The organism is Erwinia sp. S43 (genome assembly GCF_016624745.1).
Lineage (GTDB): Bacteria > Pseudomonadota > Gammaproteobacteria > Enterobacterales > Enterobacteriaceae > Erwinia > Erwinia coffeiphila.
This window is the reverse complement of the sequence record NZ_JACVTX010000025.1, coordinates 23,169-44,278: the sequence shown is the minus strand read 5'-3', so window position 1 is coordinate 44,278 and position 21,110 is coordinate 23,169. Positions and strand designations below refer to the sequence as shown.

17 protein-coding genes are annotated in these 21,110 nt (G+C 59.8%); 2 read left to right on the top strand and 15 right to left on the bottom strand.

Features of this window, described 5'->3' with window-relative positions; translation table 11 throughout:
* Positions 1 to 10: 10 nt before the first annotated feature.
* The 13 genes from uidB to IBT47_RS21610 form a co-directional block, all read right to left on the bottom strand.
* On the bottom strand, positions 11 to 1,408 hold the full coding sequence (uidB, locus tag IBT47_RS21670; protein WP_105591219.1) for a glucuronide transporter: 1,398 nt from the start codon (positions 1,406 to 1,408) through the stop codon (positions 11 to 13).
* 6 nt (positions 1,409 to 1,414) lie between these two features.
* The gene (uidA, locus tag IBT47_RS21665; protein WP_200562965.1) at positions 1,415 to 3,220 is read right to left on the bottom strand and encodes a beta-glucuronidase; all 1,806 of its coding nucleotides are present in this window, start codon (positions 3,218 to 3,220) and stop codon (positions 1,415 to 1,417) included.
* A 374-nt stretch (positions 3,221 to 3,594) separates the two neighbouring features.
* Positions 3,595 to 4,185: a TetR/AcrR family transcriptional regulator gene (locus tag IBT47_RS21660; protein ID WP_200562963.1), complete on the bottom strand. Its 591-nt coding sequence runs from the start codon at positions 4,183 to 4,185 to the stop codon at positions 3,595 to 3,597.
* A 15-nt stretch (positions 4,186 to 4,200) separates the two neighbouring features.
* The gene (gene uxuR, locus IBT47_RS21655; RefSeq protein ID WP_200562961.1) at positions 4,201 to 4,983 is read right to left on the bottom strand and encodes a Uxu operon transcriptional regulator; all 783 of its coding nucleotides are present in this window, start codon (positions 4,981 to 4,983) and stop codon (positions 4,201 to 4,203) included.
* A gap of 88 nt (positions 4,984 to 5,071) precedes the next feature.
* Positions 5,072 to 6,484 carry a glucuronate isomerase gene (gene uxaC / locus IBT47_RS21650; protein WP_200562959.1) on the bottom strand — a complete coding sequence of 471 codons (1,413 nt, stop codon included), beginning with the start codon at positions 6,482 to 6,484 and terminating at the stop codon, positions 5,072 to 5,074.
* A gap of 16 nt (positions 6,485 to 6,500) precedes the next feature.
* Entirely contained in the window at positions 6,501 to 7,967 is a 1,467-nt protein-coding gene (locus IBT47_RS21645; protein WP_200562957.1) for a fructuronate reductase, read from the bottom strand.
* Positions 7,968 to 8,074: 107 nt separating this feature from the next.
* On the bottom strand, positions 8,075 to 9,259 hold the full coding sequence (uxuA, locus tag IBT47_RS21640) for a mannonate dehydratase (protein WP_105591224.1): 1,185 nt from the start codon (positions 9,257 to 9,259) through the stop codon (positions 8,075 to 8,077).
* A gap of 158 nt (positions 9,260 to 9,417) precedes the next feature.
* A complete protein-coding gene (locus IBT47_RS21635) occupies positions 9,418 to 10,026 on the bottom strand; it encodes an SIS domain-containing protein (RefSeq protein ID WP_200562955.1) in 609 nt (202 codons plus the stop codon).
* Entirely contained in the window at positions 10,023 to 11,660 is a 1,638-nt protein-coding gene (locus tag IBT47_RS21630) for an FGGY-family carbohydrate kinase (protein ID WP_105591226.1), read from the bottom strand. Before IBT47_RS21630 ends, IBT47_RS21635 begins: the two co-directional genes overlap by 4 nt.
* A gap of 15 nt (positions 11,661 to 11,675) precedes the next feature.
* Positions 11,676 to 12,629 (bottom strand): ABC transporter permease, encoded by a 954-nt coding sequence (locus IBT47_RS21625; protein WP_200562953.1) that lies wholly within the window; start codon positions 12,627 to 12,629, stop codon positions 11,676 to 11,678.
* 1 nt (position 12,630) lies between these two features.
* The gene (locus IBT47_RS21620; RefSeq protein WP_200562951.1) at positions 12,631 to 13,617 is read right to left on the bottom strand and encodes an ABC transporter permease; all 987 of its coding nucleotides are present in this window, start codon (positions 13,615 to 13,617) and stop codon (positions 12,631 to 12,633) included.
* Complete coding sequence (locus tag IBT47_RS21615; protein ID WP_200562949.1) at positions 13,610 to 15,109, bottom strand: sugar ABC transporter ATP-binding protein; 1,500 nt, start codon at positions 15,107 to 15,109, stop codon at positions 13,610 to 13,612. Before IBT47_RS21615 ends, IBT47_RS21620 begins: the two co-directional genes overlap by 8 nt.
* Positions 15,110 to 15,161: 52 nt before the next feature.
* Positions 15,162 to 16,148, bottom strand: a complete 987-nt coding sequence (locus tag IBT47_RS21610; protein WP_105591230.1) for an autoinducer 2 ABC transporter substrate-binding protein — start codon at positions 16,146 to 16,148, stop codon at positions 15,162 to 15,164.
* A 581-nt stretch (positions 16,149 to 16,729) separates the two neighbouring features.
* On the opposite strand from IBT47_RS21610, the gene IBT47_RS21605 reads away from it, so the two are divergent.
* Positions 16,730 to 17,914, top strand: a complete 1,185-nt coding sequence (locus IBT47_RS21605) for an MFS transporter (RefSeq protein WP_200562947.1) — start codon at positions 16,730 to 16,732, stop codon at positions 17,912 to 17,914.
* Here IBT47_RS21605 and IBT47_RS21600 read toward each other — a convergent pair.
* The gene (locus IBT47_RS21600) at positions 17,904 to 19,337 is read right to left on the bottom strand and encodes a PLP-dependent aminotransferase family protein (RefSeq protein WP_200562945.1); all 1,434 of its coding nucleotides are present in this window, start codon (positions 19,335 to 19,337) and stop codon (positions 17,904 to 17,906) included. The two genes, IBT47_RS21605 and IBT47_RS21600, sit on opposite strands and share 11 nt — an antisense overlap.
* Positions 19,338 to 19,427: 90 nt before the next feature.
* Between IBT47_RS21600 and IBT47_RS21595 the strand changes: the two genes are divergently transcribed.
* The gene (locus IBT47_RS21595; protein WP_234472043.1) at positions 19,428 to 19,877 is read left to right on the top strand and encodes a rhodanese-like domain-containing protein; all 450 of its coding nucleotides are present in this window, start codon (positions 19,428 to 19,430) and stop codon (positions 19,875 to 19,877) included.
* Positions 19,878 to 20,069: 192 nt separating this feature from the next.
* On the opposite strand, the gene flk is transcribed toward IBT47_RS21595, so the two are convergent.
* The gene (gene flk, locus IBT47_RS21590; protein WP_200562943.1) at positions 20,070 to 21,083 is read right to left on the bottom strand and encodes a flagella biosynthesis regulator Flk; all 1,014 of its coding nucleotides are present in this window, start codon (positions 21,081 to 21,083) and stop codon (positions 20,070 to 20,072) included.
* Positions 21,084 to 21,110 lie beyond the last annotated feature (27 nt).

Here is a 21,110-nt window from a genome sequence, read left to right as displayed (position 1 = left end):
GAATGGGTTATTATTCTGTTCTGCGGCGGTAGACCTGGTTTTCTTCCAGTGTCTCTAAGAATTCCTGGCTATTTTTCTTGCGCTGTTCAATCTCAATTAATATCTGCTGATAGCGTTTTTCAGTCAGCGGATAAAAAACCATCCCGATAAAAGCCAGCAGCATAAAGAGCGCGGGGATAACCGCCACCGACAGTTTAATTCCCATCACCGCTTCAGCCGTTTGCGGCTGGTTAGAAACATAGCCGAACGACACAAGAATAAACGCGGGCAGGGAGCCGCCCAGCGCCTGGCCACATTTGCGGGTGAAGGAAAACAGCGAGTAGGTTAAGCCTTCAATGCGCACCCCGGTGCGATATTCGCCGTATTCCACGGTATCCGCCTCCAGCGCCCACATCACCGTCATGCACAGGCTGGCACCAAAAGACGCGCAGGCAAACAGGGCAAAAGCGACGTATGGCGATGCAGAGAGGAAAAAGAACAGCGTGAGGTAGCTGCAGGCGGCAATCCCCGAGCCGAGCAGGAAGGTCGATTTTTTGCCGATGCGCCTGACCAGCCGTGGCACCAGCGGGGCGGCCAGTACCGCGCCGAGGAAGGTTTGAATAAAAATCAGCACGCTGAAGTAGCTCATATCGTTGAGGATATAGCGCACGTAGTACAGCCCGGCGGCGCTGAGTGAAAAGGTGCCGGTCAGAGTGGCTATCGCCACCAGGCACAGAATAATCAGCGGGCGATTGCTCTTCAGCGTGCGCAGGCTGATGCGCAGCGACGGCTGCTCGACCGTGCGGGTGATATTTTCCCGCGTGCTGGCAAAGCACATCCAGTAGAGACCCACGCCGACCACCGCCAGAATCGCCGTATACAGCGTGTAGGTGGACTGCGACTCACCGTGTCCGCCGCCGATAGCCGGGGAGATGACGAAGGCCAGCAGCGTATAGGTAAACGAGGCCATAATCGTGCGGGCGGCCCCCAGCCTGGCGCGCTCCTCCGGGTTCTGGGTCATGGCGGTGGAAAGCGATCCGTAGGGAATATTAACCAGCGAATAGCAAACCCCAAGTCCCATATAGGTCAGATAGATATAGAAGATTTTCTGTCCGTCGCTTAAAAATGACGGCACGGAAAACACCAGGATGCTGAAGATCATCAGCGGCACTGCGCCAAAAAGAATAAACGGCCGGAATTTTCCCCAGCGGCTGCGGGTGCTGTCCACCACTCTGCCCACCACCACATCGGCGACGGCATCGAAAATACGCACCACCAGCAGCATGGTTCCGGCGACGGCCGCATGAATACCGGCGGTATCGGTGTAATAGTTCAGTAAAAACATCGCGCCCATAGCAAAGGCGAAGTTGTTAGCAACGTCGCCCAGGCCATAGCCCACAATATTTTTCCATGTGAGGCTATTTTTCATCGGGGATTACTCCGCATCGCCGGGTTTGGTGAACGGGGTACGCGAGGTCCAGCGATCGCGCAGAATAAATGCGGAAGATTTCGGCTTTCTGTCACGCGTGAAGATGCCTTTTTTGTTACCGCCGACGCGAATGATGTTCTGCGAGGTGGCAAAGTCGGCAAAGTTCCACACGTGTTCACCCACTACCGCACTGACGCGATCGAAGACCCGATGATACATATCGAGGAAGGCGTTCTGGAACTCTTCGCTCCACATCTCCTGATAGGACGAGTGCAGCCCCGCCAGCGTATCGGCACCGTATTCGGTGATGATAATCGGTCGGTGCAGCTTCTCCTGCCAGGCGCGCAGCTCGGCTTCCAGCGCGCGTTCCGCCTTCGCCAGATTCGCCGACTGGGTGTACCAGCCGAAGTAACGGTTCAGGCATACCACATCAAACAGATCGGTGATGGTGTCGCTCTCGGCGGTGCAGAACATCACGTTAACGCAGGTGATAGGGCGGGTAGGGTCCAGTTCGCGCGTGGCGGCAGCCAGTGGAGCAAAGTAGTCCCGGGCACCCTGCTGGTTGGCATCCGGCTCGTTGGCGATGCTCCACATTACCACCGACGGGTGATTTTTATCGCGGGCAATCAGCTCTTCAATCGCCCGCAGGTGCGCCCGCTGGGTTTCATCGTTGACCGCTTCGTCGGAGAACAGCTGCGCCGGTTTGGCCGCGCCGTCAAAGGTGATGCCCAGCGCCAGATTCAGCCCCACCGCAGGGGTTTCGTTAATCACCACAATGCCGTGTTCGTCCGCCCAGTCGAGCATCTCTTCGGCGTACGGATAGTGCGATGTCCGGTAGGAGTTGGCCCCGATCCAGTTCATCAGCGCGTGGTCGTGAACCATCAGCGCGTGATCGAATCCTTTACCGCGAATATCGGCGTCTTCATGTCGGCCAAAGCCAGTGAAGTAGAAAGGCCGATCGTTGATCAGGAACTGTTCGCCCACCACTTTTACCGTACGAATACCGACGCGCAGCGGATACTCGTCGTGGCTGCTGCCGTCACTGACCGTGGCCCACAGGGTATAGAGATAGGCATTGCCCGGCTGCCACAGATGCGGCGCATTCACCTGCAGTTCACCGCTGGCTCCCTCGCTTTCGGCGACGATCTGCTGCTGGCTGTCCTTCAGTACCACGCGCACCTTGCCTTCTGCCGCCACGCTGTAGCGGACGGTGGCCTGCTGGTGGTTGTCGGCGAGATCGGTGACCACGTGGATATCGCGGACGTGGGTTTCCGGGGTGGTGTAAAGCATCACGCTGCGATGGATACCGGCGTAGTTAAAGAAATCGTGGAAGTAGAGCTGCTCGCGTTTACCGGCATCGTCCTGCACGGTGGTGCCCGGCGGGATGGTGTGCCAGCTCAGTTCGTTGTTGACGCAGACGGTGATGCGGATGCTCTCGCCGGGTTTGGCCTGCGGGGAAATCACGCATTCAAACGGGGTATAGCCGCCCTGATGTTCCATCACTTCGCGATCGTTCACCCACACCTTGCCGTAATGGGTGACCGCGTCAAAGCGCAGTACGATGCGGCGATCCTGCCAGCCGGCCGGGACGATCACCGTGCGCTGATACCAGACGTTGCCGACGTGATTGCGGATTTCCGCATCGGCGAACTGCTCGTTAAAGCTGCCGGGAACCGCAATGCTACGGCTGTCATTCAGCGGTTGAAGCCACCACTGCTGGGTCATTCCCTGGTTGTCGCGGTCAACGGCAAAGTCCCACAGGCCATCCAGCGTTTTGATTTCGCGACTACGGGTTTCAATGGGTTTTAACATCGATCTCTCTCCATTACAGGTTTAAAAAACGTAAAGGTTAACCAGTTTTAAAATGGTCAACCAAATTGCTAACGGCTTAAACAAATACCATGCACGTCTCAGGAGCGTTATCGGCAGAAGCGATCGATGGTGGATGGATCATAAAAGCCGCGCGCCAACAGATGGAAAGGAGAGGGAGTTCACGTTCGTCGATTGAGGGTCATTGACTTTCAGCGCCAAGTGATCAATCGAACGTTCGTTCGAATGAGGGGTGTGAGAAATAGCACGATGACATTAGTCTCATGTTGCTGTTTTCACGGTTATTATTTAAAAAAATGGAGTGCTGAGTGCTGAGTGCTGAGTGCTGAGTGCTGAGTGCTGGCTGGCCGCGCCGTTTAGCCAACCGGGCGCAGCACGCCGTTTATCATTGCCGACAGCGCCCGGCGGCGCTGCGTTTCGCTCAGCGCGGAACCGGTGGCGGTATCGGCCAGAATACCGTAGGTCAGTGAAAGCAGCAGGCTGGACGTGGCGGGCAGATCGAGATCGGCAGCCACCGCGCCCTGCTGCTGCGCCTGCCGAAGGCGAGACTCAATCATCGCCATAATCGCCTGGTGTTTGCGGTCCAGCATCTCCGCCACCAGCGGGTTACGCATGCCTTCGGCCATAATCTCTACCACCAGCGCGCGCTGCGCGCGATCTTCTTCGCGCACCGCCAGCAGGTTGTTGACGATCGTCTCCACCAGGTCGCTATCGGGTTTATCCTGCGCAAAGCGTGAGAAAGCGCGCAGCTGGTCTTCCTCGATGATTGCCTCCACCAGCGCCTCTTTACTCGGGAAGTGGTGATAGAGCGTGCCGGGGCTGATTTCGCTGGCTTTGCAGATGTTTTTCATCGACGCGCCGTGGAAGCCATCGCGGGAAAAACAGGCGCGGGCCGCAGCCAGCACGCGCAGCCGGGTTGGGGAAGGCGGAGTGTTTTCAGAATCCATGCTGCTCGCTCAACGTCAGGAATTAAGGTGATTTAACGGCCATGAGGTAAACAGGTAGCCGTCAAAATTGATGTCATCAACGTCGGAGAACTCCAGCAGTCGGTTTTTGACGTTTTCCAGGTGCTGCCACATGGCCTGCTTGGCGGCTTTGGCATCCTTCTTAATCAGCGCCGCGAGGATTTGCTGATGGTCGGTCAGCCACTGTTGACGGTAGTGGGTATCTTTCAGATGGCTGTGCAACTGGGTCCACATCGGATTATTTTCACGCCACTGCCAGGACTGGCGAAACAGGTCAACCAGCATGCTGTTGTGGGTGGCTTCGGCAATCGCCAGATGAAACTGCATATCGCCGCTTTCGTGGTCGTCGCTGACCAGCTCCTGCTCTTCGATCTGCAATGCCCGCCGCATTTTAATGATGTCATCGCGGGTAACCTGCTGGGCGGCAAACTCGGCAATATTGCTCTCCAGCAGCTGGCGCGCCTGCAGCAGCTCGAACGGACCGGCGGCGCTGTCGGAGGTGACCGCCGCCGGAGCCGCGTCGGATGGCTCAGCAGGCATATCGGTAACGAAGATCCCCGCGCCGCGCCGCACGTCGACAAGGCCTTCGATCTCCAGCATGATCAGCGCTTCACGCACCACCGTCCGGCTGACGTTCAGCCGTTCGGCGATTTCACGCTCGGGGGGCAGCCTGTCGCCCACCGCATACTGCTGCTGGGCAATCATGTTACGCAGCAGGGTCCCCACTTCCTGATAGGGGCGCTGCTGGCCGGTCTGTTTTATCGTGCTATCCGCTTTCATCTTCTGTACAGGCATCCGCAGTCACCGATTGATGTCGGCCACTATAGCATAATGGGTCAGCCAGTTTCTGCGTCTGCCGTGGGGAAGATCACGCTATGGCGAAATAGCGCCGCGCGTTTTTAAAGCAGATGTCCTCAACCAGTCCGCTGAGCATTGTCTCATCGTCCGGCAGCTCGCCGTCCTCTACCCACTGGCCGATCATATTGCACAGCAGACGGCGGAAGTACTCGTGGCGGGTGTAGGAGAGGAAGCTGCGCGAATCGGTGAGCATGCCGACAAAGTGGCTGAGGAAGCCCATCTGTGCCAGCTGGGTCAGCTGCGCGGTCATGCCGTCTTTCTGGTCGTTATACCACCAGCCTGAACCAAACTGCACCTTCCCGGCGATCCCCGCTCCCTGGAAATTGCCGATCATCGTCGCCAGCACCGCGTTATCGCGCGGGTTAAGGCAGTAGAGAATGGTTTTCGGCAGCTCGTTGCTAACGTCCATGCTGTCCAGCAGGCGGCAGAGCGGCCAGGCGATAGCTCCGTCGCCGATGGAATCAAAGCCGCTGTCGGCACCGAGCTGCCGGAACATCCGCGTATTGGTGTTGCGGATAGCACCAATATGCAGCTGCATTACCCAGCCGCGCGCCGCATACTGCCGCCCCAGCCACACCAGCACGGCGGTGCTGAACTGCGCCGTTTCCAGTTCGCTCAGTTCGCCACCGGAAAGGCGCTTGCTGAGGATGTGGTCCAGCTGCGCGTCGTCCGGCACCGGCGCATAGCGCAGCGTTTCAATGCCGTGATCGGCCGCACGACAGCCGTGGCGGGCAAAGTGATCCAGCCGTCGGCTCAGCGCGGTGCGCAGATGCTCAAAGCGGGTGATGCTGACGTCCGCTGCTGCGGCCAGATGGTGCAGATAGTCGACGAAGCCCGCAAGCTCGATTTTAAAGACTTTGTCCGGTCGCCAGCTCGGGGTAACCTCAACGGAAAACCCCGGGTCTTCCGCTATCTGGCGATGGTAAACCAGCGAGTCGATGGGATCGTCGGTGGTGCCGACCATCTGCACGTTCATCTGGCGCATAATCCCGCGCGCGGAAAATTCCGGCGTGGCCAGCTGCTGGTTACACTGCTGCCAGATGGCCTGCGCGGTATCTGGCCCGAACAGCATATCCCGGATGCCAAACGGGCGGCGCAGCTCCAGATGCGTCCAGTGATAGAGCGGGTTGCCCAGCGTGCGCGGCACGGTATTCGCCCAGGCGAGATATTTTTCGTAATCACTGCTTTCGCTGCCGGTAATCAGCGATTCATCGACTCCGGCGGCACGCAGCGCCCGCCATTTGTAGTGATCGCCCGCCAGCCAGATCTGGCTGAGATTCTCAAAACGCCGATCCTCGGCAATTTCCTGCGGGTTGAGGTGGCAGTGGTAATCAAAAATCGGCATGGCTGCCGCATAGCGATGGTACAGCTCGCGTCCGGTGCCGTTATGCAGTAGAAAATCCTCACTCATAAATCTGCTCATCAGTTCCTCCCGGAGGTTAGCGTGCGGCAACCGCAGCGGCGGCTCCGTCATTGAGTAGCTGGCAGTAGGCCACGGTAATCGCATCAACAAAGTGCGGATGCGCCGGTAAGTCGCTGCCGAAGATATCGCCGATGTCCAGCAGGGCACGAACCCGCTCTGCCGGGGTTTGCGGCTGCTGGTGGATGGCTGCGAAGGTGGCGGCCAGCGGGTCAACCACCGTATAGCGCTCGCCGCGATCGTCAACGCCACCGACGTAGCGCATCCACCCGGCCACGCCCAGGGCCAGGTAGCGCCAGTCGCTGCCCTCGCGCAGATGCTGACGAATGGGATCGAGCAGCCGCTGCGGCAGCTTCTGGCTGCTGTCGCTGGCGATCTGTGCGGTCTGATGCTTCAGCGCCGGGTTGCTGAAGCGCTCAATCAGCCGTGCGGCGTAGCCGGACAGGTCGGTGTCCGGCGGCATGGTCAACGTCGGTGCCTGCTCATCCTGCATCAGCGAACGGGCCGCACGGCGAAACGCCGGGTCGCTGACCGTTTCCGCAATGGTGCGGTAGCCCGCCAGATATCCCAGACAGGCCAGGAAGGTGTGGCTGCCGTTGAGCATCCGCAGCTTCATCAGCTCAAAAGGCACGACATCGCTGACGAACTGCGCACCGACGCGATCCCACTCCGGGCGGCCGTTGACGAAGTTGTCTTCAATAACCCACTGGTGGAAAGGCTCGCAGGCGATGGCGCAGGGGTCGTAAACGCCGAGCTGCTGCGCAATCTCATCCAGGGTTTCAGCGGTCGCGGCGGGGACAATGCGGTCGACCATGGTGCAGGGGAAGGTGACGTGTTGCGCGATCCAGGCGGCCAGTTCGGCATCTCGCGCCTGCGCCAGGCCAGTGACCGCCGCTTTGGCTACATGGCCGTTCTCACGCACGTTATCGCACGAGAGCACGGTAAAGCCCGGCAGCCCCCGACGGCGGCGAATAGCCAGCGCTTCGACCAGATAGCCAATTGCCGACTGCGGCTGCTGCGGATCGGCAAGATCGTGCTGAATCAGCGGATTATTCAGATCCAGCTGACCGCTGGCGGCACCGGTACAGTAGCCTTTTTCAGTAATGGTCAGCGAGACGACCGCCGTTTCCGGCCGGGCCAGCGCCTCCAGGATTGCCTGGCAGCCGTCGGACTGCGGATGCAGGGCTTCTGCCACTGCGCCGACAATATGCAGTTCGGTGCCACCGGCACCGCGTTCGGCAACGGTGTACAGCCGGTTTTGCGCGTTCAGATCGCCAATCAGCTGCGCGCCGCGGCCCGACATCAGGCTGACTTCGCAGATGCCCCAGTCGCTGTCGCTGCTGCTCAGCAGCCGATGGGTATAAAGCGCCTGATGCGCCCGGTGAAACGCGCCGCAGCCAAGGTGGACGATGCGCGGCACAAGGCGTGAAGCATCCCAGCTCGGGCGTGCAGCGTTAACCGCCCCGCTAACGAGGTTCTGTTCCATAGCAAACTCCTGTTATCCGCTACGCCTGCGCGGCGGCAGGGTCTGCGGGTAAGACGATAAGGCCGGAAAGTGTGATATCGGCAGGGAAGACCCCCTGCCGCAACGGTTTACTGAGTGAAGAAGGCGCGGTGAATCGCTAATTCAACGCCGCGCATTTCGGCCAGTCCTTTCAGACGGCCAATGGCTGAATAGCCGGGGTTGGTTTTTTTATGCAGGTCGTCCAGCATCTGGTGGCCGTGATCGGGGCGCATCGGGATAAGATCGTCGCTGCCTTCATCCCGGCGGCGCTGCTCCTCTTCGGCAATCGCCTTGATCACCGCATACATGTCCACGTCGCCGTACAGATGCGCGGCCTCATGGAAGGTGCGCGGATTTTCTTCGCGGCGGGTGGAGCGCAGGTGGGCGAACCAGACGCGCGGCGCAAACTCTTTGAACATCGCCACCAGATCGTTCTCGGCAAGCACGCCGTAGGAACCGGTGCAGAAGGTAAAGCCGTTAGCCGGGCTGCTGACCGTTTCCACCATCCACTGCATGTCATCACGGGTGGAGACAATGCGCGGCAGGCCGAGAATGGGGCGCGGCGGATCGTCCGGGTGAACCGCCATGCGGATACCCACTTCTTCCGCCACCGGAATGATTGCCCGCAGGAAGTAAGCGAAGTTTTCGCGCAGTTTGGCTTTATCAATCCCGTCATAGGTTGCCAGTACCTGGCCGAAGGCTTCCAGCGTATAGCCCTCTTCGGCACCCGGCAGACCGGCAATAATGTTACGTACCAGCCGCTCTTTATGCGCGTCGCTCATGCTGGCAAAGCGTTCTGCGGCTTCACGAATCTCTTCCGGCGTGTAGTCCGCTTCCGCGCCTGCGCGTTTCAGCAGATGCAGCTCGAACACCGCAAATTCAATCTGGTCGAAGCGCAGCGCCTTCGCGCCGTCCGGCAGCAGGTATTCCAGATCGGTTCGCGTCCAGTCCAGCACCGGCATAAAGTTGTAGCACACCACGCGGATACCGCACTGCGCCAGGTTGCGCAGGGTTTGCTGGTAGTTGCGGCACCAGAGATCGACCTGACCGCTGTGGGTTTTGATCTCTTCATGGATCGGCACGCTTTCCACCACCGACCAGACGAGCCCTGCGGCTTCGATAATGGCTTTACGCTTGAGGATTTCCTCCACCGACCAGATCTGGCCGTTGGGGATATGGTGCAAGGCAGTGACTACGCCGGTAGCGCCCGCCTGGCGCACATCGGCCAGGGTTACCGGATCGTCAGGGCCATACCAGCGCCAGGTCTGTTTCATGTTGAATTCCTCTTTTATCTGCTGTGAACGGTGTGATGACGCATCCGCCGCGAAGCTGGCGGACGCAAGATCATCTGCTGGCAGATAAAATCGGTCAGGCGGGAAGCGAAGTCAACCAATTATCTTTCATTGGTTGACCTGTGTAGCATTTTTAACGATTACTCCTGTGCTTCGCGTAGCACCTTACCGACGTTACCGCCGGGATGCACGGCCAGCAGCGTCTCTTTACTGTAGCCGCTGCGGCTCATCAGTGCGGCCACCATCGCGTCGAAAACCGCCAGTACGCTGATAATTGAGGTGGTTGCCAGCATCTGTAACGGGTCGACCTCCTGACTTTTCGGTATCAGCAGCAGCAGGTCGGCCTGCTGAGCAATGGCCGACGCGGCATTTTCAGTGACGGCAATAAGCGTGGTGCCTTTCGCTTTCACCGTCGGCAGCAGCCGCGTCAGTTCGTCCGAGTTGCCGCCGCGCGACAGCATAATCAACACGTCGCCTTCGCGCAGAAAGCCGATATCGCCGTGGGCGGCATCGGCCGCGCTCAGCCAGATCGCCGGATGCTCAATGCAGGCCAGCATATGGGCGATTTTGCGCGCGGCAATGCCGGAGGTGCCGATGCCGGTGACCGCAATTTTTCCACGGCAGCTCGCCAGCGCGTCGAGCACCGCCTGCCACTGCTGGCGATCGAGCTCGCTTTCCAGCGCGGTCAGCGCCTGGCGGTAGGTTTGCCAGGCCGCCGTCGCCTGCTGCCAGTCGGGCAGGGAACTCATGAGCCCTCCTGCATCATCTGGCGATACTTCATCTGGTCGTGATACATCTCGCGGAACACCTGATACTTGCGATCGTAGTAGCGTTTGATTTCGTTGGTCTGCGGCGTCACGGTCTTGCCGATGCGGCTCATGGCGTTCATCGCTTCCGGCAGCGTGTCGTACACGCCCGCGGCTACGGTGCCCATGATCGCGCCGCCCAGCAGCATCGCCTCGCTCTCTTCGGCCAGCAGCATGGTGCAGCCGGTGGCGTTAGCGTGCTCCTGCACGAAGATCGGGTTCTTGGTGCCGCCGCCGCTCGCCATAATCGTATCGATGCTGTAGCCGCTCTGGTTCATCGTTTCGACGATATGGCGGGTGCCCAGCGCGATTGCCTGAATCGTGGCCAGATATTGCAGCGCCATATCTTCCGGCGTGCGGGAGAGCTTCAGCCCGGTCAGCATGCCGGTCAGATGCGGGTTAGCGCGCGGGGAACGATTGCCGTGGAAGTAGGGCAGCATATGGATATCGCGGGTGAGGAAAGCGATCTGGTCAACCTCTCCAGCCATCTTACGCAGCAGCTCGTTCAGCACCTCGTAGATGGTTTTCCCCTGGCTTTTGCCCTGTTCACGCAGCGTGGTGTAGCACGGGTGCGACTGGATAATATGGTCAATCAGCGCGCCGGTAGCCGACTGGCCGCCTTCATTCAGCCAGAAGTCCGGCAGCACCGCCGAGAAGTACGGCCCCCAGACGCCCTTGATAAAACGCGGCTCGCGGGAGATGGCCATATGCCCGGTTGAGGTGCCGCCAATCAGCGCGATGCGGCGGTCAAAGTCAGCCAGCTCGCCGGAAGGGCCGGAGGCACCCAGCGTGCCCAGGCTCCCGGCGTGGGCATCGATGATCGAGGCGCTGACCGCCGTGCCCGGCAGCAGCCCCAGCTCCAGCGCGGCGCGCTGGGTCAGACCGCGGCCCAGCGGTTCGCCCATGCTTTTCACTTCGCTGCCGATCTTCGCCATATCATGTTCAAGCAGGTCTTCCAGGCCAATTTCGCGGAAGTAGCTGGCATCCCAGCCCTCTTTGTGCGCCAGATAGGTCCACTTACAGACCAGCGAACAGAGCGAGCGGGTAGTATCGCCGGTGGCGCGCCAGGTCAGAAAGTCGGGCAGGTCGAACAGGTGGCCGATATTATTCCAGCTGCCCGGCATATGCTGTTTCAGCCACATCAGCTTCGGCGTTTGCATCTCCGGGGAGATCACCCCGCCCACGTAGTCCAGCACTTCATGCTGCATGGCGTTGATGCGCTCGGCCTGCACGATGGCGCGGTGATCCATCCACACCACCACGTTCTGCTCATTGCGGCCGGACGGGCTGACCGTCAGCGGCTGCCCCTCTTTATCCAGCACCACCAGCGAACAGGTGGCATCAAATCCCAGCCCCTTGATCTGTACCGGGTTGATATTGCACTGGTTAAGCGCATCGCGCACCGACTGACACACGGCCTGCCAGATATTATCCGAGGACTGTTCAACGAAGTCCGCCTGCGGGCGATACAGCGCGATTTCGCGGCTGGCCTGGCCCATCATTCGGCCGGTAATATCGAAAATGCCCGCGCGTGCGCTACCGGTCCCTACATCCACACCAATGTAATAGCTGCTCATTTTTTCCCTCGATAATCAGTTTTTGCGATTCTGTAGCGCAATAAACAGGATAAGTACGCCGCCCCAGAGCGCCATGGTCAGGTAGCTACTGACCCCCAGCAGGTTCAGTCCGCTTTCCAGCATTTGTAAGACAATCAGCGCCAGCACCAGCCCGATCACCCGGCCAAATCCGCCGTCCGGGTTAATACCTCCCAGCACCGAGGCCAGAATGGTTACCAGCAGCCAGGACTCGCCGTAGCCCGCCTTTGCCGAGTTAAACATCGACATCATCAGCAGCGCCGCGCCCCAGCTCATCAGGGCTGACAGAACGTAAACGGTAATCAGCACGCGGGTGGTATTCACGCCGCTAAAGCGTGTGGCCTGTAAATTCGACCCGAGCAGCAGGATGCTGCGGCCCAGCGTGGTGCGCTCCAGCAGCAGCCACAGCAGGGCGGCCACGGCCAGGAACAGCAGCAGCGACAGCGGAATGCCCGCCAGCGAACTGTTGCCAATCGCCTGGATCACCGGCGGGAAGCCGGAAATCACCGCACCGTTGGTCAGCAGAATATTCAGTCCGGCAATCAGCGTCATGGTGCCGAGCGTGGCCAGAATTGGTGAGACGCCAATAACCGCAATCAGCACGCCGTTCAGTACGCCGATAGCCACCGCCAGCAGCAGCCCGGCCAGCAGGGCAATCGCCAGCCAGGCCGGCTGATCGGGATGGGCAACGATAATCGCCGCCATCACCAGCGAACAGGCGTTGGCACTGGCGATAATCGACAGGTTGATACCGCCCGTCAGCATCGTGACGCCCATTCCCAGCGCCAGCAGTCCCAGCACCGGCAACTGCCCGGCGATAGACTGGAAGTTACCTAAACTAAAAAAGCGTGAACCCAGCGTCAGGGAAAACAGCACCAGCACGATGGCGATCATCAACAGCTGCAGGCGAATAATCCGGTCGCCTGGCAAAACCTTCAGCAGACTTTGCATCTTAATTCCCCTTAACCTGTTTGCGTTTCTCATTCCACGCCGTCGCACTGACGCTGAACAGAATAATCGCGCCGCTGAAGACCATGTGCCAGTAGGAGGAGACGGCCAGCAGCGTCAGTCCGTTTTGCAGGAAGGCCAGCAGCAGCACGCCAAGCAGCGTCCCGGTCAGCGAGCCGCGCCCGCCGCTCATGCTGGTGCCACCGAGCACCACCGCCGCCAGTACCGTCAGCTCATAGCCGACCAGTGAGTTAGGTGCCACCGACTGGGTAGTCTGGGCCTGAACGACCGCCGCCACGCCCGCCAGCAGGCCCATATAGCCATACACCCGTAAGTGCAGGCCGCGCAGATTAATCCCGAGGCGTGCCGCCGATTCGCGGTTACCGCCCATGGCGAAGATCTGCCGACCCAGGCGGGTGTAGTTCATCAGGAATCCGGTCACAATAAAGGTGCCCAGCAGGCAGAGCAGCGGCAGCGTCAGGCCGTATTCATAGCCGTCGGCGGCGGTGAAGGAGAACCAGTTGATGCCGTTCATAAACCAGTCCGGGAAGCCGTACAGCCAGGTCCCACCGGTGAACCACACCAGCAGGCCATAGAACAGATTCAGCGTGGCGATGGTGATAATAATCGCCGGAACCCGCAGCAGATAAACCAGCAGCCCGTTCACCATGCCCAGCAGCAGGCCGACGGCCATTGCCACGGCAAACACGCTGATCAGATTGCCGCCGTGCGCCAGCATGGTGCTGGCCGTCACGTACTGCGCGATGGCGGTCATCGCCGGGAAGGAGATATCGATCCCACCGGCAATCAGCACCACAAACAGACCGCAGGCCAGAATGCCGAGAATGGCATAGCTGGTGGCCACGTCGGTCAGGTTACCGAGGGTTAAGAATTCGCTGGTGCGCAGGCTGAGGCCCACCGCCAGCAGCAGGATCAGCATGCCCAGCCAGAACTCGTGATAGCCGATAAGCTGGCGTAATTTATTATTCATTGACCACCCCGGCGATCTCTTCTTCGCGGCACTGGTGTGGTGCGAAGCTGGCAACCAGCTCGCCTTTGCGCATCACCAGTATCCGATGGCTGTTGTAGTAAGCTTCCGGGATCTCATCGCAGATCATCAGCACCGCCATGCCCGATTCGGCCAGCTGGCGTGCAATGCGATAGATCCCTTCTTTATTAGCGATATCGACACCAACGGTCGGCGAGTCGAGGATCAGCACTTTCGGCTGCGTCGCCACCCATTTACCGATCGCCACGCGCTGGGCGTTACCCCCGGAGAGCGTCTGCACAGGCAGCTGGCTGTCGGAGACTTTGATATTCAGTTCGCGGATCAGATCGGCCGCCTGCTGCCGCGCTTTCTGGCGATCCATCAGGCCCAGCCCGCCGCGCAGACGATCGAAGATCGACACCAGCAGGTTGTCGAAAATCGACTGCGGCATAATCAGCCCTTCGCTCTGGCGATCTTCCGAAACGTAGGCGATACCGTGGCGGATGGCGTCGCGGTTGTGGCGCAGCGTCACCGGCTGGCCGTCAACGATCAGCTCACCGCTGTCCGGTTTGCTGATGCCAAACAGCGACAGGCACAGTTCGGTGCGTCCGGCCCCCAGCAGGCCGACGATAGAGACGATCTCCCCGCGCCGCAGCTGTAAATTGATATTCTGATACTCGTTGCGGCGGCTGAGGTTGCGCACCTCCAGCAGCGGCGTTTCGTCGCCGTCGGCGCGCTGCGGCAGGTGGCTAAAGCTGAAGCGCTGGCCGGTCATCAGAAACGCCAGTTCATCGCTGTCCAGCTCGCTGGCCTGCCAGGTGCCGACCAGCTTACCGTCGCGGATCACGCTGATGCGGTCGGAGACTTCCATCACCTCATCCAGCTTGTGGCTGACGAATACCACGCAGATCCCGGCGGCCTTCAGCTCGTTGACTACCCGCAGCAGGCCGTTAACTTCATGACGAGTCAGGGAGGCGGTGGGCTCATCCATAATCACCAGGCTGGCTTTGGCGGCCAGCGCCCGGCAGATGGCGACCAGCTGGCGATCGGCGATCGACAGCTTTTCCACTTTGCGAGACGGATCGAGGTTAACCCCGATGCGGTTCATGGTGTCCACCGCCAGCTGGCGCATCGCGCGGCGATTGACCAGCAGATCGCCGCCCGGCAGCATGCGGTGGATGGCGATGTTTTCCATCACTGTCAGGTTCGGGAACAGCGACAGATCCTGATAAATCACCTGCACGCCGTAGAATGAGGAGAGCGCCGGAGTCAGGCGCGGGAAACGCTTGCCGTCAACACTGATATGCGAGCCTTTATCGGGCTGATAAACGCCGGATATCACTTTGATCAGCGTGCTTTTACCGCAGCCGTTTTGCCCGGCCAGGCAGTGGACTTCACCACGATTCAGCGTCAGCGAGACGTTATCCAGCGCGCGTACGCCCGGGAACGATTTGCTGATATTTTCCAGCGAAATAAAGGTATTTTGCGTGGCCATAAGTTAGTGCCCTGGTGTTGGGGAGGGGCCAGCAAGCGCTGGCCCGAATCAATCAAAAGCCGAGGGATGCTGCGTTGTCTTTGGTGACTTCCAGAATGCGGTTGAAGCGGATGACGTGATGTTCCATGTCCACATCCGCCTTGCCGATGCCGTCGATGGTCAGGTCAGGCGTGACCTGTTTGCCGTCCAGCAGCTGATCTGCCAGGCTGACCAGCGCGAATCCGGCATCTTTCGGGTCCCACAGCAGCGCTTTTTTGATATCGCCGGAGGCCAGGTATGGCGCTGCCTGAGCCGGCATCGCAATGCCGACCACGGCAATTTTGTTTTTCGCACGTTTGCTCTTCACGGCCTGACCGGCACCGATTGGGCCGAGTGAACCAAAGCCGATAATGCCTTTCAGGTCCGGGTACGTGCGCATCAGGTCAAGCGTGGTGGCGTAGGATTTATCAATGCTTTCCGCCACCGGCAGGCGGGAGGTGACTTCGTGCATGTTAGGATATTTTTCTTTCTGGTATTTAATCGCCGCATCCGCCCAGGCATTGTGCAGAGGCACGGTCAGCGAACCAACGTAAATGGCATAGCCGCCCTGGCCGCCCATCGCGCTGGCCAGTTCATCCATGTTCTTCTCGGCGTACTTCACGCTGTCGATGGTTTCCACATCCCACTGGCCGATCTGCTGGTCCGGGGACTCGTGAGTCAGTACGACAATGCCCTGATCGCGGGCTTTTTTCAGCACCGGCTCCAGTACCTTGGCGTCGTTGGGTACCACGATAATCGCGTCGACTTTTTTAGCGATCAGGTCTTCAATCACTTTAACCTGCTGCGCCGGATCGGCGGTGGAGCCTCCCACCTGATAGGCGTTGACGTCGAGTTTTTTCGCTGCTTCATCCACGCCTACGGCCATGCGGGTGAACCAGGGAATACCGGTCACTTTGGCGACCAGCGCAATATCGTGTTTTTCCGCGGCCATCAGCGGGGTGGTTAACAGCATGCAGGCGGAAACAACACATGCATTCAGTAATGCGAGATTGAATTTCATAGCAGTACCTTTGTTTTGTAGGGCGTGTTTTTGTCAGGTAACGGGGTTTTAACAACGGCACCAGGATAGCAAGAACGATTTGCAGAGGATCTGAGCGGAAGGAGATTATGTGATCGGTAACTTTTTATGTTTATTTATGTGACTTATTTGGTTAAATAATTGTTAATTTAATTCGTGTGATAGTAATTTTACGCCAAATTTAAGTTAAAAAATTGTTATTTAATTTAAATTAAATAACATATTGGCATCATTTGGCCGGGTGAGTCCGCTGTTTCGGGCATAAATGGGCATTCAGAGCATAATTCAGGCGATTTTGTTATCGGAATTGCGAGGATTATCCCATTTTGTCTTCCGGCTACGCTCTGTCTGACGAGAATAAAGTTGGAAATAGTTACGTTATTTTCATACAAAGCGCGGCGAACCCCTCAAAATTTGTGAATGCGAGGCATCTCACGATCTCCGTTTTCATTTATTGACGAAATGAAATCTAACAGCCAATATTTTCATCTTTGAAAAAAAAATTCCATATCCTTGCCGCATCCTTCAGCGGGCAGCGTGGGTTTTCCTCAGGAGAAGTAAGCATGTCGGTCAGTGTTGAAGCGCGCCCTGCGCAGGCTACCCGCGAGCTGGCGCGGATTTCGTTTGCCGTTTTCCTTACCTATCTGACCGCCGGGCTGGCGTTGCCGGTGATCCCGCTTTACGTCCATCAGGAGCTGGGCCTCAGCAACGTGATGGTGGGCATCGCGGTCGGCATTCAGTTTTTTGCCACGCTGCTGACGCGCGGCTATGCCGGCAGGCTGGCCGACCAGCGCGGCGCTAAACGCACCACCGTGCAGGGGATTCTGGCGCTGGCGCTGGTTGGCGTGGCCTATCTGCTGGCGGCTTTTCTGCCGCTGCCGGTGGCGGGAAAGTTTGCGCTGCTGGTGGCGGGCAGGCTGCTGCTCGGCTTCGGTGAAAGTCTGCTGCTGACCGGTAATCTGACCTGGGGAATGGGACTGGTGGGGGCGAAACGCTCCGGTCAGGTGATGTCGTGGAACGGCATGGCAATTTACGGCTCGCTGGCCGCTGGGGCACCGCTGGGCCTGATGCTGCACAGCCAGTGGGGCTTTATGGCGCTGGGTGCGGCGACGATCCTGTTGCCGCTGGTGGCGCTGCTGATTAATTTCAGCATCAGAGCGCTGCCGGTGCTGGGTGGCGAACGCCCCTCTTTGTGGAAAGTGGTGGGGCAGATTATGCAACCCGGCTGCGCGCTGGCGCTACAGGGCACCGGCTTTGCGGTCATTGGTACGTTTACCTCGCTCTATTTTGCCGACCGTCTGTGGGGCAATGCCGGATTTGCGCTCACCGCGTTTGGCGTGGCGTTTGTGATGGTGCGAATTTTCTTCGGTGGTCTGCCGGACCGGCTGGGCGGCGCGCGGGTTGCGCTGGTCTCGCTGGGCGTTGAGGCGCTGGGCCTGCTGCTGCTGGGCATTGCGCCGAACGGCTGGGTGGCGCTGGCCGGGGCGGCTTTGACCGGCTGCGGCTGTTCGCTGGTATTCCCGTCGCTGGGCGTTGAGGTGCTGAAGCGAGTCGCACCCCAGGTGCGCGGTACGGCACTGGGCGGATTTTCCGCCTTCCAGGATATCGCCTACGGTGCCAGCGGCCCGCTGACCGGTATTCTGGCTACCACCTTCGGCTACGGTTCGGTATTTCTTGCCGGAGCCGCCTGTGCGGCACTGGGCATCATCGTCACCTTTAGCTTCGCCCGCAGCGCGGTCAGTAGCTGAGACGAGCCAGCTTATCGACCGCCTGGGTGATTTCATTCGGCTGCAGCGCCGAGTATCCCAGTATCCATCCCTCGCGCGCCTCGCTGCCCGACTGGTGATACAGCGGCGACAGGCGCGGCAGCAGCAGCCCCTGCGCGGCGGCCTGCTCCGTCAGCCGCCGTTCGCCGCCGTAGTTTAATTGCACGGTGAGCTGTAATCCTCCCTGATGGGCCAGCGGCGTCAGCCTGTCCCCCAACTTTTCCGCCAGCTCCCGGCGGAGCAGGTCGCGGCGGCTGCCGTACAGCTGGCGCATCAGCCGCAGGTGGGCGGCAAAGTGGCCGTGCTGAATAAAATCGGCGGTCACCGCCTGCATCAGCTGTGCGCTGTGGCCGTCCATCATGCTGCGCAGGCGGCAAAGCGGGGCGATCAGCGCATCGGGCACCACCAGATACGCCAGCCGCAGTGAGGGAAACAGCACCTTGGAGAAGGTGCCGAGGTACAGCACCCGCGCGTTATCCTCCAGCCCCTGTAGCGCAGGCTGCGGATTACCGTCGTAATGAAATTCGCTGTCGTAGTCGTCTTCAACCAGCCAGCAGCCGCTGCGGCGGGCAAACTCCAGCCACGCCAGCCGACGAGGCAGGCTGAGGGTGACGCCGGTGGGATACTGATGGGAAGGCGTCAGATATACCAGCTTGGGTGCAGCTTGCGTAGCGGGTACCGCGCCGCGTTCATCCACGCTGATACCACTCACTTGCGCCCCGGCGCTGCGAAAGGCATGCCAGGCCCCGGCATAGCCCGGCTGCTCCAGCCACACCGGATCGCCGCTGTCGCACAGCAGCAGCGCAATCATCTGCAATGCCTGCTGTGAGCTGGTAAGGATCATCACTCGCCCGGCGCTGCATCGGACGCCGCGCGACTGCCCAAGGTAGTCCGCCACCGCCTCTCGCAGCTGCGGTAATCCCTGAGGATCGCCGTAGCCCATCAGCTTTTCCCCCTCCAGCCTTTGCCGCTGCTGCATTATCCGCCGCCAGGTACGGTGCGGAAAAGCGCGCAGATCGGGCGACCCGGCTGCAAAGGCCTGCGGAAACTGCGGGTCGTTACAGCCGCCGCCGCGATCGATCAGGCCGCCGCGTGTGGAAAGCTGAACCGGTGGAGACGTCACCGGCCTGACGGGGGCAGCAGGTAAATCGCTGGCTACAAAAGTACCGCGCCCGGTTTGTCGGCTCAGATAGCCCTCGCTTTCCAGCTGGGCATAGGCGGCTTCAACCGTTACGCGGGATATCGCCAGATCCTGCGCCAGCAGGCGGGAAGAGGGCAGACGCGCAGCATGGCCGAGTACACCGCTGCGGATGGCTTTACGCAGCATCGCGCAGACGCGCTCGCGCACGGTAGTGGCCTGCTGCTGGCCCAGCAGTGCCAGAAACGGCACGGCGTTATGCGGCATATGGGTCTTATCCTCTGTTGATTAATGGTCTTACTGTTAAGGCCAATCTGGCCCTATCATGGCAGCACTTACTGCAAGAGGATATTCATTATGACGTCATCCGCCGTTTTACAGTTCCCGCCGCTGCCAGCCGACCAGAGCGAAGCCCATCTGCGGCAAAAGCTGGCCTGGTATGCGGATGCCTGGGATCTGGCGCAGGATTTAGCGCAGGGGATCGAAGAGATTGTGGCAATCGATACGCGTTCACCGGAACAGTATCAGGCCGGGCATATCTGTGGGGCTGTCAGTTTCCCTCATCGCACCATGACCGCCGAAACCCTGGCGGCGCTGGATCGCAGCAGGGTGTACGTAACCTATTGCGATGGCATCGGCTGCAACGGTTCAACTAAAGGCGCATGGAAGCTGGCGGCGGCGGGGTTTCAGGTCAAAGAGTTGATTGGCGGACTGGATTTCTGGCTGCGCGACGGCCATCCGGTGGCCACCGGTGACGCGCCGGGCAGCTGGCCGGCAGCGGCAGCGCTACCCGACTGCGGCTGCTGAACACCAGCAAACGATAGCATTACAGAACGCTGATGGGTAAATCGCTGCCGGTGACGACCATTGTTTCACTGCGCTGACAGAACCGAAGATGACGAGCCGCAATTGCTTAGCGGCGAAGATTGACGCGAAGCTGCCCATTAGCGGCAGCTAAATGCGTGTTTCAGACCAGCTGTTGAAGATCGTTGGGTGCCTTTAAAGCAGTACCCAGAGCAGCAGCACGATCAGCAGCAGCAGCGAAAAGGCGGTAAACACCGGGCGGCGGCTGAACGGTTGCAGCATGGGCGGCAGCGTACTCCACAGCGGCTGCGGCGTGACATCTTCCCCGGCACGCAGCTGCGCGGCGCGATGCTTAAACAGCGCATTCAGCAGATCCTGCACCTGGGCGGTACTCAACAGCGTCAACGGCTGCGCGTTAAAGCGCTGCTGGCAGCGATCGTCCAACAGGCGCAGTTCGGCGGCATCCGGCGGCTGCTTCAGTGCGGCGATCAGCTGGCTTAGCGTCGGGTTGCCGTGCTGGCTCAGCGTGTGGCTGGCCTGAAGGTACTGGGTCAGCAGTGGGAAAAATCGTGAAGGGATCGGATCGCCGCTGTGCAGGTTCACCACCTTCATCAGCGCTGCCCACAGCTTCACCGGCGACTCACCGGTCGCGGCGGCCAGACGGGCAATCTGCAAATTCAGCGCCTGATGTTCGGCCGGAAGCAGCGAGCGATCGGTCACCCGATTCTGCTGCGGCTGCGGAATCGTCATCTGCCCGTTTTGCAGCATGGTCAGCACCTGGCGCAGCTGATCGGGGTTCAGCGAACTGAGCACGGTCTGGCCAAACTGCTGGCGGATAAAATCGCTGACCGCCTGTCGATTATTCCCGGCGGGCAGCAGCTCGGTCAGCTGCTGCTGAAGCTGCCGGGTAGCATGGGTGTTCTGCACCTGTGCCAGACGGGTATTCAGGAACTGTTCGGCCAGCGGAAAATGGCGAGCCAGCAGTCCGGCATCGTTTTTCACGCCCACCTCATGACGCAGCCCGGCCCACAGCTCAACGGATTTCAGCGAACTCAGAGACATGATCTTGACGATCAGGCGTTCCAGCGTGGTGCGCTGGGCAGGGGAGAGCGGCTGGTCGCCGGAGGTACTGCGCGGCGTATCGGACAGAGGGGCGATCGTCGGACGATCGCCGGGAGATGGCGCTCCGGGGCCACTTAACGGTTGCATGGCGAAAATCCTTCAGTCGGGTTCCGG